Source organism: Roseobacter sinensis (assembly GCF_025755255.1).
Classification (GTDB): domain Bacteria; phylum Pseudomonadota; class Alphaproteobacteria; order Rhodobacterales; family Rhodobacteraceae; genus Roseobacter; species Roseobacter sinensis.
Window position 1 is genome coordinate 97,990 of record NZ_JALIEB010000003.1, and the last position, 14,221, is coordinate 112,210.

Consider the following 14,221-nt stretch of genomic DNA (forward strand, 5'->3'; position numbering starts at 1 on the left):
TCAACCGGCCAGCGGCCCGATCGTGAAGTTTTGGTACATGCCCCAGAGCGCTGTGATGAAAATAGAGATCATGCCGGTGATCTGGACGTAGAGGCGGTGACGGCTCAGGCGGCGGTGCAGCGTCTCGCCGGTCGCCGCCTCTTCGTGGATCAGCCGGGCCGTGGACAGCGACAGAAGCCCCACGATCGACATCGGCAACCCCAGAAGGAACAGCGCCTGGGCGATCTCGATGGCATAGAAAAACCCCAGCACACAAAGCGCAGTCAGCACGAAGCAGCCAATGCCCAGCAACCACAGCCCCGAGACATGTGCGATGTACAGCATCCGGTTGATGTTGATCCGCACCATGTCCTCCAGGTCCTGCTCGGCCTGCCCGCCGTGGCGCCGGGCGCGCAGCACCATGTCGTAAGGCACACCCAAAATCCAATGGCTGGCGGTCGACCACAGCACCGCAAGTGCGATCCAGAACCACAGGTTCGAAAACGACCGCATGTCGATCAACTCAAAGACGCTCTGGTAAAAATCCAAGGAGATCTGCTTTTGTTGCTTGTTTTGATCCTCTTAGCGAGGCTGCGCCGCAATTCCTACCCTTGGCTTGGTTAAAAATTGATGGCACTGATGAGCTGTCACAGAAACTGGACAGATCCCATGCGCCCCACCCAAAGCCCGTTTCCGGCCACTCGTCTGCGCCGCACGCGCCAGAGCCCGGCGATCCGGGCGCTGACCCGGCAGACCACCCTGAGCGTGGATGATTTCATCTGGCCGGTGTTCGTGCGCGCCGGCGAGGGCATCGAAGAGCCGATCCCCTCGATGCCCGGTGTCTTCCGCCGGTCGGTCGACAAGATCGTGGAGGCCGCCCGCGAGGCGGCAGATCTGGGCATCCCGGCCATCTGCATCTTTCCCTATACCGGTATCGAGGAGCGGACGGAGGATTGCGCAGGCGCCTGGGATCCCGAAAACCATGCCAACCGCGCCATCCGTGCGATCAAGGCAGCGGTGCCCGAGATCGCGGTGATGACCGATGTGGCGCTCGACACCTACAACATCAACGGGCATGACGGGTTTGTCGAGAACGGCGAGATCGTGAACGACCGCACGGTCGAGGCGCTCGTCAAGATGACGCTGGCGCAGGCCGATGCCGGCGCGGATATCATCGGGCCGTCCGACATGATGGACGGCCGCGTGGGCGCGATGCGCGCCGCACTCGAGGCGGCCGGCCATCAGAACGTGATGATCCTCAGCTATGCCGCCAAATATGCCTCGGCCTTCTACGGGCCCTTCCGCGATGCGGTGGGCGCTTCGGGGGCGCTGACCGGGGACAAGAAGACCTACCAGATGGACCCGGGCAACTCCGACGAGGCGTTGCGGCTGATCGAGCGTGACCTCAGCGAGGGCGCGGATATGGTCATGGTCAAGCCCGGGCTGGCTTATCTCGACATCTGCCGCCGGGTGAAAGACAGCTTCGGCGCGCCGACCTATGCCTATCAGGTTTCGGGTGAGTTCAGCATGATCCAGGCCGCCGCGGAACACGGCTGGATCGATGGCGAGAAGGTCATGATGGAGAGCCTGATGGCCTTCAAACGGGCAGGCTGTGACGGCATTCTGACCTACTTCGCACCCGCGGCCGCACGGGTCTTGAATGGATCGCGGTAAGCCGCGCAGCGGTCCAGCTTTTGGATGACAGCGGGCCCGGATCGGCCTATGCTTGCGCTCAAGTCGGGCAAACCGGCACATGAGCAACAAAATTACAGGCGGATGACATGAAAAACTCCAGACTTTCTCGCAGGGGCTTCACCCTCGGCGCACTTGCAGGCGTGTCGGTGACCGCGGCCTGCGGCAACGGCATCGGATCACGCGGAGCGGCCAGCATCGATGCCCGAGTGGATGCGACGCTGGAAGAGATGTACCGGCGCTATCCCAACACCGTGAACCTCGGCGAGAAGTCGAGCGGTATTCTGGTGATGCCGTTGATCACCGAAGCCGGTTTCGGTTTTGGCGGCGCTTACGGACGCGGAGCGCTGCGGGTCAACGACGTGACGGTGGATTACTACTCGAGCACGCAGCTTTCAGGCGGGTTGCAGATCGGCGCGCAGCAGTACACCCATGTGCTGTTCTTCCTGACCGACGAGGCGCTGACGAACTTCCGGCGCTCCCCCGGGTGGGCGGTCGGCGGCGATGTGGAATACGTGATCTCCGACCAGGGCGACGGCGTCAAAGCCGACACCACGACCGCTTTGTCACCGGTTCAGGCAGCGGTGTTCGGACGCGCGGGCCTGCTGATCGGGGCAACGCTGCAAGGCACGAAGTACAACCGCATCATCCCATAGCCGGGCAGCAAGGCCCCGCTCGACCGCGGGGCTTTGCAATTTGCAGAACAGACTTTGCAAATCTTGTTTTCAGAGCATTTGCAAACGTTTGAAGAGGCTGGAGGTGTCCCAGCGGCCACCACCCATTTTTTGCACGTCCTTGTAGAACTGATCCACCAGCGCCGTGACCGGCAGGCTGGCACCGGTCTCATCGGCGGTTGACAGGCAGATCCCCAGATCCTTCCGCATCCAGTCGGTGGCAAAGCCGTGATCGAAGTGATCGTCAAGCATCGTCTCATAGCGATTGCTCATCTGCCAGCTGCCCGCGGCTCCCTGGCTGATGACCTCAACCACAGCGCGGCCATCGAGGCCCGCCTTCTCCGCAAAATGCAGCGCTTCGCTGAGACCCTGAACCAACCCGGCGATGGCGATCTGATTGCACATCTTCGTCATCTGGCCGGCCCCGCTCTCGCCGATCCGCCGACAGATCTTGGAATAGACCTCCATGATCGGCAGCGCGCGCTCGTAAGCGCCGTCGTCGCCGCCGCACATGATCGAGAGTGCTGCATTCTCGGCCCCCGCCTGCCCGCCCGAGATCGGTGCATCGACAAAGCTGACCTGGCTGTCGTTGGCCGCGGCATAGAGCTCGCGGGTCACCTTCGCGGACACCGTGGTGTGATCGACGAAGACCGCGCCGGACTCCATCCCGGCAAAGGCGCCATCGGGACCAAGACAGACCGAGCGGAGGTCATCGTCGTTGCCGACGCAAGCCATCACGAAATCGGCACCGGCTGCGGCCTCGCGTGGTGTAGGGGCCATGGCACCGCCGTGTGTGCTGACCCAATCCTCGGCTTTCGACATCGTCCGGTTGTAGACCGTCACCGCGTGGCCTGCCTTCTGAAGATGTCCGGCCATCGGGCCGCCCATGACCCCCAACCCCAAAAATGCCAGCTTGGCCATCTGATACTCCTCCACTTTTCCGTGTTGCTTTACGTTGGTCACCTACCTAACAGTCAGGGCGCAAGGGTCAACAAAGCAGCGCGGCACAAGCGAGAGGCAGGTATGGCGTTGGTCTTCAAATGGTTGATGCGGATCACGACCGCGGCGGTGGCGCTCGTCGTGTTGTGTGTGTGCATGGTCTATTACCTCGCCTCGCGCTCTCTGCCCGATTATGACAAGACGCTCGAGCTGCCGTATCTGACCGCTGAGGTCGAGATCGTGCGCGACAATGCCAATGTCCCGCATATCTTCGGGCAAACCGACCAGGATGTCTTCTATGCGCTGGGGTATGCCCATGCGCAGGACAGGCTGTGGCAGATGACGATGCTGCGCCGGACCGCACAGGGCCGGCTGTCGGAGGTTTTCGGCACGGCGACTGTCGACATCGACAAGCTGATCCGCCGGCTGGACATCTACACCCGTGCAGTCGCGTCGGTCGAGGCGCAGGACGAGCAGACGATGCTCATCCTGCGCGCCTACGCAACAGGCGTGAACGCGCGGCTGGACGAGATCAATGACAGCGCCCTGGGCCGGGGCGCGCCCGAGATGTTCCTCTTCAATGCGCCGGTCTCGGCCTGGCGACCCGCGGATTCGCTCGCCATCATCAAGCTGATGGGGCTGCAACTGGCCGGGCATCTGGACGAGGAGGTGTTGCGCGCACGCATGTCGCTGGCGCTCTCCGATGCGCAGCGGCTCTCGGACATTCTGCCCGACGCGCCCGGCAGCGGCATTGCCGCGCTGCCGGAATATGCCGAGCTGGTGCAGGGTGTGACCCGCTTTGCCGAGAACACAATGCCGCCTCAGCACCCGCTCTCGCCCTTCAAGCGGCGCATGTTTGCAGGCGCGTCCAACGCCTGGGCCGCGGCGCCCTCGCGCTCGGCCTCAGGTGGCACCTTGCTCGCGAACGATCCGCATCTGGAGTTCACGGCGCCGGCGATCTGGTATCTGGCGCGGCTGGAGCTGCAGTCGGGCGGCGTGATCGGTGGCACGATCCCCGGCATGCCGCTGGTGCTGAGCGGGCGCAGCGAAAACCTCGGATGGGGCCTGACCTATGCCTATATGGACGACCAGGACGCCTATATCGAAGAGTTGAACCCGGACAATCCGGAAGAGTATCGCACACCCGACGGCTTCAAGCCCTTCGAGACCCGCGGCTCGATCATCAACATCAAGGACGCGGCCCCGATCACGATCACCCTGCGCTGGACCGAAAACGGACCCGTCCTGCCCGGCACGCATTACAATCTCGGCACCATCACGCCGCCGGGCCATGTGGCCTCGCTGGCCTGGACCGTGCTCAGCCGCAACGACACCTCGATGGGTGCTGCACTGCGGCTGATGCGGGCCAAATCGGTCCGCGAGGCGATCGCGGCGGGGGAAGGCTATCTGGCGCCTGCGATGAACCTCATGCTGGTCGACCGCGAAGAGATTGCGATGAAGATGATCGGCGCGATGCCCCGGCGCGATGCACGGCATCAGAGCCAGGGCCGCCTGCCGAGCCCGGGCTGGATCGAGGCGAACCGCTGGCAGGGCCGCCTGCCCTACGCCTCGAACCCCGAGTTCGTAGCGCCCAACGGCGGCATCCTCGGCAACACCAACAACAAGACGGTCGATCGGCCGTTCCCCAACCATGTCTCCTTCGATTGGGGCGATACGCAGCGGGTTCAGCGCTGGCAGGGCCTGATGCAGGCGCGCGAGGTGCACACGCGCGACAGTTTCATCGAAGCACAGCTCGACACGGTCAGCTTCACCGCGCGCTCGCTCTTGCCGCTCATTGGTGCCGAGCTGTGGTTCACCGGCGAGGCCGCCCCCGATGGCACGCCGCTGCGCCAGCGCCAGCGCGCGCTCACGCTGCTGGCCGGCTGGTCGGGCGAGATGAACGAGCACATGCCCGAGCCGCTGATCTATGCCGCCTGGCTGCGCAGCCTGCAGGAGAGGATGATCCGCGACGAGCTTGGCCCGCTGGCGAGCGAGATGACCCATGTGGAGCCGCTCTTCATCGAGCGGGCGTTCCGCGACATCGACGGGGCCGCCGTGTGGTGCGATGTGGTGCAGTCGGCGCCGGTGGAGACCTGCGCCGACATGGCGCGGCTGGCGCTCGATGATGCGCTGGTCTGGATCGAGGAGACCTGGGGGCCGGCGCTGGAGACCCTGCGCTGGGGCGATGCGCATCAGGCCACCCACGATCATGCGGTGCTGGGTCAAGTGCCGATCCTGCGGTTCTTCGTGAATATCCGTCAATCCACCAACGGTGGTGACAACACGCTGCAACGCGGATTGACGAAGGGCCGCGGACCCGACCCCTTCCACAACACGCATGGGGCGGCCTATCGTGGTGTCTATGATTTCGCGGATCCCGACAGTTCGGTCTTCGTGACCTCGACGGGTCAGTCGGGGCACTTCCTGTCGCGGCACTACGACGACTTGGCGCAGTTGTGGCGGCGCGGCGAGTACATCCCGATGTCGCTCGATGAAGGGCTCGCGCGGGCTGCGGCTGTGGGGGTGACGATCCTGCGCCCCCGCCCCTGACCCGATGGCGCGCGTCCTGTTGTTTCATAAGCCCTTCGGGGTGCTGTCGCAGTTCACCGACAAGGGCACCGCAGGATCGCCGCGCCCGACGCTCTCGCAGTTCATCGAGGTGCCCGGCGTCTACCCGGCCGGGCGGCTCGACAAGGACAGCGAGGGGCTGCTGGTGCTGACCGACGATGGCCGCGTGCAGGCGCGGATCGCCAACCCCAGGCACAAGATGGCCAAGACCTATCTGGTGCAGGTGGAGGGCGTGCCGGATGCCACCGCGCTGGACCGGCTGCGCCGAGGCGTCACGCTGAAGGACGGCCCGACGCGGCCCGCCGAGGTGACGGCTATTGATGCGCCCGACCCGCTCTGGCCGCGCGATCCCCCGGTCCGGTTTCGCAAGACGGTCCCCGACGCCTGGCTGCGTGTCACCATTCGCGAGGGGCGCAACCGGCAGGTTCGCCGCATGACGGCGCATGTCGGGCTGCCCTGTCTGCGGCTGATCCGGGTGCAGGTGGGGCCGTGGGCGCTAAACCGGCTGGCCCCGGGTGCTTGGCGGTATGCGACGGACGGTGGCCCATAGGCCCACCGCACCTGCCGATCAATCCACGCTCACAACCGTTCGAACTGGGCCTCTTGCTGGGCAGTCCAGCGAACCGTGAGGTCAAACCCGCTGTCGGTCTGCCGCTCGGCTTCGACAAGCTCGTGATCGAAGAGCCAGGCGCGCTTGCGGCCCTCGGCGAAGTCGAGATGCAGGTGGTGTTCGTGCTTCACGCCCTGCAGCTCCGCCGTGATCGCGGCCAGCAGCGCTTCGGTGCCCGCCCCGGTCAGCGCCGAGATGGCAAAGACACGCTCGTCGCGATCGGCCCGCGCCTGCATGGCGTCGCGCGCTTCCGGCTCAAGCAGGTCAAGTTTGTTCCAGACTTCGAAGCTCGGCCGGTCTTCGCGCACGCCGAGCGAGGCCATGATCTCGCGCACGTCTTGGGCCTGCGCTTCGGTCTCGGGGTGCGAGATATCGCGCACGTGGCAGATGACATCCGCCGCCAGCACCTCTTCGAGGGTTGCGCGGAAGGCCGCCACCAGCTCGGTCGGCAGCTCGGAGATGAAGCCCACGGTGTCGGACAGGATCACCTCCGGCCCATCCGGCAGTTGCACCCGCCGCATCGTCGGATCGAGCGTGGCAAAGAGCATGTCCTTCGCCATCACATCTGCGCCCGTGAGGCGATTGAACAGCGTGGATTTGCCGGCGTTGGTGTAACCCACCAGCGCCACGATGGGGTATGGCACCTTGGCGCGCGCCGCACGGTGCAGCGCCCGGGTCTTGACCACCTTGTCGAGCTGGCGCCGGAGCCGCACGAGCTGTTCGTCGATGGCGCGCCGGTCCGCCTCGATCTGGGTCTCCCCCGGACCACCGACGAAGCCCAGACCGCCCCGCTGGCGTTCGAGGTGGGTCCAGGCGCGGACCAGTCGCGTGCGCTGATAGCTGAGGGCTGCCATCTCCACCTGCAACACGCCTTCGCGGGTGGCGGCGCGGTCGCTGAAGATCTCGAGAATCAGCCCGGTGCGGTCCAGCAGCTTCACGCCCCAGGCCTTTTCCAGATTGCGCTGCTGTACCGGGCTGACCGGGCCATCGACGAGCACAAGCTCGATCTCACGCTCTTCCAGAGCATCATGAATTTCATCAATCTTGCCGGTGCCGAAGAGCATGCCGGCGCGCACCGTCTTGAGTGGCACGATTTCGCCACCCAGCACCTCAAGCTCGGGCAGCGCCCGCGCAAGGGCCACCGCTTCGGCCAACCCATGCTCGGCCGGACGGCGATCCGGATCGGATTTGATATCGGGGTGAAGAACCCAGGCGCGAGTCACCCGGCTCGCTTCGCTGTTGTCGACTTGGAACGGCGGCTTGCTCAAGAAGCGTCTTCGCCCTCATAGAGGCTGATCGGCTGGCTCGGCATGATCGTCGAAATCGCGTGCTTGTAAACGAGCTGGGACTGGCCATCCCGGCGCAAAAGCACGCAAAAATTGTCGAACCAGGTGATGACACCTTGCAGCTTGACACCGTTGATCAGGAAGATTGTCACAGGAACTTTTGTCTTGCGAACATGATTCAGGAACGCGTCCTGAAGGTTCTGTCTGTCCGACGCCATTTTAGCACTCGCCTTTTTTCTTGCCGGAGCCCGCAGATCGAGCCCGCCCCTCGTCGGGTAATTATGAAGTGACCGTTCAGGAGATTCCACCCCAAAAAACAGTCCGTTACGGACCTAATAATTGAGACCGTTCAGCTGCGCCACAAATCGGGTGTCAAAAGCGCGATAATGGCAAGGGTTTCAAGACGGCCAAGCACCATGGCTGCGCAAAAAACGGCCTTGGCGGCGCTGCCCAGTTCGGTCAGCATGATCGGCGTGTCTGCGGCCATGGTGATCAGCGGACCGGTCGTCGAAAGCCCCGCGATGCTGAGCACGAGCGCATTCTCGAAGGAGACGCCCAGCAGGGCCAGAAGCATCGTCAGCACGGCCAGGGTCAGCGCAAAGAGCATGAAGAAGATCCAGGCAATGAAGGCGCCGTTTCGCTGCAACCGCCGGGCATCCGTGCCCGCCCCGCTGACCGAGGAGGGATGCACCAGCCGCTCCATCTCGCGCAACCCGTTGAGGTAAAGCGCAAAAACCCGCAGCAGCTTGACGCCGCCTGCCGTGGTCGCCACGCCGCCGCCGATCAGCGCGAGCCCCATGAGGATCAGGCCCGGCGTCTCAAGCCCGGACCAGGCCCGGGTCTGCACCCAGTACTCGCTTGCGAACCCGGTGGTCGTCAGAAACGACATGACCGTGAAGATCGAGCCCCAGAACGCCCGCGCGGCCTGCCCGAGATCATCCTCCGCCGCCACATCGAAAGCGCCGAGCCAGTGCCGCGCAAAGAGGATGAGCGGCACGCCAATGATCAGCACCAGGCCGAGCCGGAACTCGGGGTCGGTGCGCAACCCGCCTTGCGTGGCCGTGATCGTGTCGGAGGAAAAGGTCAGGCGCGACAGGGCAAAGAACATGAAGAGCAGCGCAAGCGCTTCGCCGGTGATGCCGGATCCGCTGAACTCCATGCCGCCGACGGGCGAGATGCCGGATGTCGACATCACGGCCATGGCATGGCAGAGCGCCACGAGCGACGCATCGCCGCTGATCATCAGCAGCACCCACAGCAGCAGCGTCAGGCCGATGTAGATCGGCATGAGCGCCGAGGATACCCGCAAAAGCCGGGTGCGCGGATCGGCCCGGCCGATGAGGCTGGAGAGCGCCTCCCGCTGGCCCGGCTCGGCCTGGGCGGTGACCTCGAAGCCGCCCAGATTGAGCGGCGCAAGGATGGCCGAGGCCGCGATCCACATGACGGCCCCTCCCATCCACCCGACCTGAGCGCGCCAGAGGTGCAAGGTGGTGTCCAGCCGCTCCGGATCGACGAAGAGGGTTGCGCCGGTGGTTGTGACCGCGCTGACCATCTCCATATAGGCATTCATGAAGGTCGTGGTGCCCAGGCCCTCGAAGAACGGTACGGCGAGAAAGGCGGGCAAGAAGACGAAGGTCGAGAACAGCGACAGCAGGGTGCCGAGCGCGCCGTGCTTCGGCCGCCGCCCGGCCATCGCGATGGCGATCATCGCAAAGAGCGTGAGCCCCAGAATGCCGCTGTAGAAGAACATCCGCGCGGTGTCGATGTTGCGCACCACGCCCCCGTGCAGGGCCGGCACCAGCATCGCCACCGAGGCGAGGCCGAAGATCAGCAGAAACAGCGGCAGATCCAGCAGCTGTTCCCAGGCGCTGCGCGGCTTGGCGATCTCGTGGGCGCGTGCCATGCGTCAGAAGAAGTCGATGGAGACCTGCATCAGCCGCTCCACCTCCGGCACATCTTCGGCAAGCGCGAACATGGCCACGACATCGCCTTCGTCGATCCGCGTCGTCCCCAGCGGCCGGATCACCTTGTCGCCCTTGCGCACGGCCCCAACAAGAACGCCTTCGGGGAAGTCGATCTCGTTGATGCGCTTGCCCGCGAGCGGCGAGGTCGACATCACCTCGGCCTCGATCACCTCGGCCTCGGCATCGCCGATCGAATAGACCGCCCGGACCCGCCCGTGCCGGATATGCCGCAGGATCGAGCTCACGGTGGTGGCGCGCGGGTTGATGTAGGCGTCGATGCCCAGCGGGCTCATCAGCGGCACCAGCGTCGGGTCGTTGATCAAGGCGATGGTATAGGGGCACCCTTCCGCCTTGGCGCGGACACAGGCCAGCAAGTTGGTCTTGTCGTCATCGGTGATCGCCAGCATGGCGTCGGCGCGGCTGATCCCGGCCTCGGCCAGAAGGCCCGCGTCAAGCCCATCGCCATTGAGCACGATGGTCCGTTCCAGTGCCTCCGCCGCCTTCTCGGCGCAGATGCGATTCTTCTCGATCACCTTGGCGCGGACACGCTTGGCGCGCGCCTCCAGCGTCTGAGCCACAGCGAGACCGACATTGCCGCCGCCAACCAGCACGACACGCTCCTGCTTGGCCACTTTCTTGCCGAAGATCTCCAGCGTGCGCGGGATGTCGTCCACATGTGTGAAGACGTAGCAGTCGTCCCCCACAAAGAGCTGATCCTTGGCCTCGGGCGCAAAGAGCGTGCCCTCGCGCCGCACCCCCACAACCGTGGCGCGCAGGGTCGAGAAGAGGTCGGTCAGCTGACGCAGCGGCGTGTTCACGACCGGGCATTCCTCTTCGATGGTGATGCCCATCAGATGCGCCTGCCCGTTCATGAAAATCTCGGTATCGAAGGCGGCGGGCGCCGAGAGCCGTTGCAGGGCCGCAGTGGCCACCTCCTTCTCCGGGCTGATCACCACGTCGATCGGCATGTGGTCGCGCCGGTAGAGATCGGAATAGATGGCATTGAGGTAAGACTGGCTGCGCAGCCGGGCGATCTTGCGGTTGATGCCAAAGACCGAATGGGCCACCTGGCAGGTGACCATGTTCACCTCGTCTGAATAGGTGGCGGCGATCACCATCTCGGCGTCCCGGGCGCCTGCCCGCTCCAGCACGTCCGGATAGCTTGCGAAACCGGCGATCCCCTGCACGTCCAGCGTATCGGTGGCGCGGCGCACAAGATCGGGGTTGTTGTCGACGACCGTGACATCGTTGCGCTCGCCCGACAGATGGCGGGCGATTTGCCAGCCGACCTGTCCCGCGCCACAGATAATCACTTTCATGCCTCTGAGGTCCTTCGAGCCATTTCGCGACCTTCTGAATGGCAGATGGCCCCAGAGCGGTCAATTCAATTGTCCTTCGCCGCAATTGGCGTCAGGATGGCGGCATGTTGGGTCTGCGTTCTCTGGTCGGTCTCTCTGTTCTGCTTGCGCTGCTCGCGTCCTGTGCGCCGCTGTCGATCTATCACCGCGATGGGGCGCCGGTGTCGCGCATGCAGTCCGATCTGTTGTCCTGCCAGATCTCGGCGCTCGAGGATGTGCCCGTCTCCAACCAGATCCGGCAGGAGCCGCCCGTCTACATCCCGGCGCGGCGCTACTGCAACTCGGACGGGCGCTGTTACACCCGGGGCGGCTACTTCGAGGAGGGGCGCATCTATACCGTCGATGTGAACGCGGACCTGCGCAGGAAGGCCGAAGGCCAGTGCATGGCCGATCAGGGGTACCGGCCGGTGACGCTGCCGAATTGCCCCAATAGCGTCTTCCGGGCAGCGCCCAAGGCCAGCACCCAGGTCTTGCCGCGCCTGAACCCGCGCAGCTGCGCCATCCGCTACCAGGACGGCACCTGGCAAATTGTGACCCAAGGCGGCTGAAGTACTCCGCCTGAGACCTGAACCACCTTTCGCTGCCTGAGTTCCATGAAATCAACGCAACCGGTGATGTATCCTGTCTCGGGTCAAAGGCGAAAGGCTCCAGCCGCGTCGCATTTGGGCTGGAAGTCCGCCGCTGCGCTTTCTACAGCTTGGCGCCATGGACATGTCACATCTCCCCCGCGCCGATCTGCAAGCCGTCAAACGGGTGGTGCAGGCGCAGTATGCGGCGCTGGCCGACGCGGGGCCGGAGACGGTCGCGCAGATCCTGGCGCAGCGGATGGCGCCCGCCTGCCGCTGGTACGGCATGCACCCCTTTCACGAACAGACCGGCCCGGAGGCGATTGCACGCGCCTTCTGGACGCCTCTCTTGCGTGCGTTCCACCGGGTCCAGCGCCGAGAGGATATCTTCTTTGCGGGGCTCAACGAGATCGACGGGTTTCAGGGCAGCTGGACCTGTTCCATGGGGCACCTCATGGGGCTCTTCGACGCGGCATTCCTGACGATCCCGCCGACCCGCAAGATGGGTTTTCTGCGCTATGCGGAGTTCAACAGGGTTGAAGACGGCAAGATCACCGAGAGCGCGCTCTTTGTGGACCTTCTGCATCTGATGCTGCAAGCCGGGGTGAACCCGCTGCGGGCCGAGCAGACCGGGCAGCATCTGGTCCAGCCCGGGCCGATGACGCACGACGGCCTGCTGCACGACCCGCAAGACCCGGCCGAGAGCGCGCGGACACTGGCGCGCATCAACCACATGATCGGGTCGATCACGCACGCGAATGCCAGCGCCAACCCGCTGCCGCCCGCGCAGGAATTGGCGCAGGACTGGGACGACGACATGATCTGGTGGGGCCCGGCCGGGATCGGGGCGAGCTACACCATCGCGCGTTACATCGAGCAGCACCAGGGGCCGTTTCGGCGTGGGCTCTCCGGGCGCGCCTTCAACGGCCATCTCTGCCGCATGGCCGAGGGGTGCTATGGCGGGTTCTTCGGGTGGCCGAACCTCACCCTCACGAACACCGGCGGCTTTATGGGCGTGCCCGAAAACGCGGCACGCGCGGACATGCGCGTGGTCGATATCTACCGCCGGTCCGGCGACAAGCTGGCCGAGAACTGGGTCTTCATCGACATGCTGCATTTTCTCAAGATGCAGGGCGTCGACGTGCTGGCCGAGATCGCGCGCTAGCTCACTCGGCCGCGTCGGTTTCGACCTCATCCACATGGGCCACGCGCGCCCCGGACTTGGCCGAGGTCACGACCCCAAGCGACTTCAGCTTGCGGTGCAGCGCCGAGCGCTCCATGCCGACGAAGGTCGCGGTGCGCGAGATGTTTCCTCCGAAGCGGTTGATCTGGGTTAGCAGATACTCGCGCTCGAAGGCTTCGCGCGCCTCGCGCAGCGCCAGCGTCGCCAGCGCGCCGGACAGAACGACGCGGTTTTCGTCGCCGCTGCTGTCCTCCGGGCCGGGCAACTCGCGGGCTTCGATCGGCCCCGTTTCGTCGCCGAGGATCAGCACCCGCTCGATCAGATTCTTCAGCTGGCGCACGTTGCCCGGCCAGACCATCGTCTGCATCAGCGCCTCGGCATCGCCGCTCAGGCTGCGCAGCGGCAGGCCCTGGCTTGCATTCATCTCGGCGATGAAATGCTCGGCCAGCGCCGGAATGTCCTCGCGCCGCTCTTCCAGCGAGGGCACCGCAATCGGCACCACATTGAGCCGGTGATAGAGCTCCTCGCGGAAGGTGCCTGCGAGGATCGCCTGCTGCAGATCGCGGTTGGTCGAGGAAATCACCCGCAGATCCACGCGCACCTTGTCGTTGCCACCCACCCGCTGGAACTGCTGGTCCACCAGCACCCGCAGGATCTTCGACTGGGTGCCGACGGGCATATCGGCCACCTCGTCGAAGTAGATCACGCCGCCATGCGCTTCTTCGAGCAGGCCGGGCTCGACCCCGCGCTCGGGCGTCTCGCGGCCAAAGAGCACCTCCTCCATGCGCTCGGGCGCCACACCGGCGCAATTGACGGTCACGAAAGGGGCCGAGGCGCGGTTCGAGTTGGCATGGATGTAGCGCGCGGCCACTTCCTTGCCGCAGCCGGCAGGCCCCGTCAGCATCACGCGCCCGTTCGACTTGGTGACCTTGTCGAGCTGCCCCACCAGGGCGCGGAAGGCCGCCGAGCTGCCGATCATCTCCGATTTCGTCACGTCCCGGCGCCGCAGGCTCTGGTTCTCGCGGCGCAGGCGCGAGGTCTCCATGGCGCGCCGGATCACCACCAGCAGCTGGTCGATGTTGAACGGCTTCTCGATGAAGTCATAGGCCCCCTGCTTGATCGCAGCGACGGCGATCTCGATATTGCCGTGGCCCGAGATGATCACCACCGGCACATCCGGATTGTCGCGTTTGACGGCTTTCAGAATGTCGATCCCGTCCATACGGCTGTCCTTCAGCCAGATATCCAGAACGATCAAGGCGGGCGCCTCGGCATTTATGGCCGCCATTGCGTCATCCGAGTTGCCGGCCAGCCGCGTGGCAAAGCCTTCGTCCTGCAGGATATCCGAGATCAACTCGCGGATGTCGCGTTCGTCATCGACAATGAGAATATCGCTCATGGG

Annotated in this window: 13 protein-coding genes; 6 read left to right on the top strand and 7 right to left on the bottom strand. The window is 64.8% G+C overall.

Going from position 1 to position 14,221, the window contains the following annotated elements:
- Positions 1 to 528 carry a component of SufBCD complex gene (locus MUB52_RS05695; protein WP_263843237.1) on the bottom strand — a complete coding sequence of 176 codons (528 nt, stop codon included), beginning with the start codon at positions 526 to 528 and terminating at the stop codon, positions 1 to 3.
- Between the two features lie 120 nt (positions 529 to 648).
- Between MUB52_RS05695 and hemB the strand changes: the two genes are divergently transcribed.
- Both hemB and MUB52_RS05705 read left to right on the top strand, forming a co-directional pair.
- Positions 649 to 1,653, top strand: coding sequence for a porphobilinogen synthase (gene hemB, locus MUB52_RS05700; protein WP_263843238.1), 1,005 nt, complete (start codon positions 649 to 651; stop codon positions 1,651 to 1,653).
- Positions 1,654 to 1,760: 107 nt separating this feature from the next.
- Entirely contained in the window at positions 1,761 to 2,327 is a 567-nt protein-coding gene (locus MUB52_RS05705; RefSeq protein WP_263843239.1) for a lipid-binding SYLF domain-containing protein, read from the top strand.
- A gap of 69 nt (positions 2,328 to 2,396) precedes the next feature.
- Here MUB52_RS05705 and MUB52_RS05710 read toward each other — a convergent pair whose 3' ends face one another.
- On the bottom strand, positions 2,397 to 3,266 hold the full coding sequence (locus MUB52_RS05710) for an NAD(P)-dependent oxidoreductase (protein WP_263843240.1): 870 nt from the start codon (positions 3,264 to 3,266) through the stop codon (positions 2,397 to 2,399).
- Positions 3,267 to 3,368: 102 nt separating this feature from the next.
- Here MUB52_RS05710 and MUB52_RS05715 point away from each other — a divergent pair, with 102 nt between their 5' ends.
- Together MUB52_RS05715 and MUB52_RS05720 are read left to right on the top strand one after the other, a co-directional pair.
- Positions 3,369 to 5,834 carry a penicillin acylase family protein gene (locus MUB52_RS05715; protein ID WP_263843241.1) on the top strand — a complete coding sequence of 822 codons (2,466 nt, stop codon included), beginning with the start codon at positions 3,369 to 3,371 and terminating at the stop codon, positions 5,832 to 5,834.
- A 4-nt stretch (positions 5,835 to 5,838) separates the two neighbouring features.
- On the top strand, positions 5,839 to 6,402 hold the full coding sequence (locus MUB52_RS05720; protein WP_263843242.1) for a pseudouridine synthase: 564 nt from the start codon (positions 5,839 to 5,841) through the stop codon (positions 6,400 to 6,402).
- 29 nt (positions 6,403 to 6,431) lie between these two features.
- Here the strand turns inward: MUB52_RS05720 and hflX are convergent, their stop codons facing one another.
- The 4 genes from hflX to trkA form a co-directional block, all read right to left on the bottom strand.
- Positions 6,432 to 7,730 carry a GTPase HflX gene (gene hflX, locus MUB52_RS05725; RefSeq protein WP_263843243.1) on the bottom strand — a complete coding sequence of 433 codons (1,299 nt, stop codon included), beginning with the start codon at positions 7,728 to 7,730 and terminating at the stop codon, positions 6,432 to 6,434.
- Positions 7,727 to 7,966, bottom strand: a complete 240-nt coding sequence (hfq, locus tag MUB52_RS05730; RefSeq protein WP_007119530.1) for an RNA chaperone Hfq — start codon at positions 7,964 to 7,966, stop codon at positions 7,727 to 7,729. The genes hflX and hfq overlap by 4 nt, the downstream gene beginning before the upstream one ends.
- 131 nt (positions 7,967 to 8,097) lie before the next feature.
- Positions 8,098 to 9,651, bottom strand: a complete 1,554-nt coding sequence (locus tag MUB52_RS05735; protein WP_263843244.1) for a TrkH family potassium uptake protein — start codon at positions 9,649 to 9,651, stop codon at positions 8,098 to 8,100.
- Positions 9,652 to 9,654: 3 nt separating this feature from the next.
- Positions 9,655 to 11,031, bottom strand: a complete 1,377-nt coding sequence (trkA, locus tag MUB52_RS05740; RefSeq protein WP_263843245.1) for a Trk system potassium transporter TrkA — start codon at positions 11,029 to 11,031, stop codon at positions 9,655 to 9,657.
- Positions 11,032 to 11,135: 104 nt separating this feature from the next.
- On the opposite strand from trkA, the gene MUB52_RS05745 reads away from it, so the two are divergent.
- Positions 11,136 to 11,618, top strand: a complete 483-nt coding sequence (locus MUB52_RS05745) for a hypothetical protein (protein WP_263843246.1) — start codon at positions 11,136 to 11,138, stop codon at positions 11,616 to 11,618.
- Positions 11,619 to 11,781: 163 nt separating this feature from the next.
- Entirely contained in the window at positions 11,782 to 12,801 is a 1,020-nt protein-coding gene (locus tag MUB52_RS05750) for an ester cyclase (protein ID WP_263843247.1), read from the top strand.
- 1 nt (position 12,802) lies between these two features.
- Here the strand turns inward: MUB52_RS05750 and ntrX are convergent, their stop codons facing one another.
- Positions 12,803 to 14,218 (bottom strand): nitrogen assimilation response regulator NtrX, encoded by a 1,416-nt coding sequence (gene ntrX / locus MUB52_RS05755; protein ID WP_263843248.1) that lies wholly within the window; start codon positions 14,216 to 14,218, stop codon positions 12,803 to 12,805.
- Positions 14,219 to 14,221: the final 3 nt, after the last annotated feature.

Bases quoted from the DNA above. Each gene is read 5' to 3' on its own strand.
- hemB (WP_263843238.1), top strand. From the start codon at position 649: ATGCGCCCCACCCAAAGCCCGTTTCCGGCCACTCGTCTGCGCCGCACG.
- MUB52_RS05705 (WP_263843239.1), top strand. From the start codon at position 1,761: ATGAAAAACTCCAGACTTTCTCGCAGGGGCTTCACCCTCGGCGCACTT.
- MUB52_RS05710 (WP_263843240.1), bottom strand. From the start codon at position 3,266: ATGGCCAAGCTGGCATTTTTGGGGTTGGGGGTCATGGGCGGCCCGATG.
- MUB52_RS05715 (WP_263843241.1), top strand. From the start codon at position 3,369: ATGGCGTTGGTCTTCAAATGGTTGATGCGGATCACGACCGCGGCGGTG.
- MUB52_RS05720 (WP_263843242.1), top strand. From the start codon at position 5,839: ATGGCGCGCGTCCTGTTGTTTCATAAGCCCTTCGGGGTGCTGTCGCAG.
- hfq (WP_007119530.1), bottom strand. From the start codon at position 7,966: ATGGCGTCGGACAGACAGAACCTTCAGGACGCGTTCCTGAATCATGTT.
- MUB52_RS05735 (WP_263843244.1), bottom strand. From the start codon at position 9,651: ATGGCACGCGCCCACGAGATCGCCAAGCCGCGCAGCGCCTGGGAACAG.
- trkA (WP_263843245.1), bottom strand. From the start codon at position 11,031: ATGAAAGTGATTATCTGTGGCGCGGGACAGGTCGGCTGGCAAATCGCC.
- MUB52_RS05745 (WP_263843246.1), top strand. From the start codon at position 11,136: ATGTTGGGTCTGCGTTCTCTGGTCGGTCTCTCTGTTCTGCTTGCGCTG.
- MUB52_RS05750 (WP_263843247.1), top strand. From the start codon at position 11,782: ATGTCACATCTCCCCCGCGCCGATCTGCAAGCCGTCAAACGGGTGGTG.
- ntrX (WP_263843248.1), bottom strand. From the start codon at position 14,218: ATGAGCGATATTCTCATTGTCGATGACGAACGCGACATCCGCGAGTTG.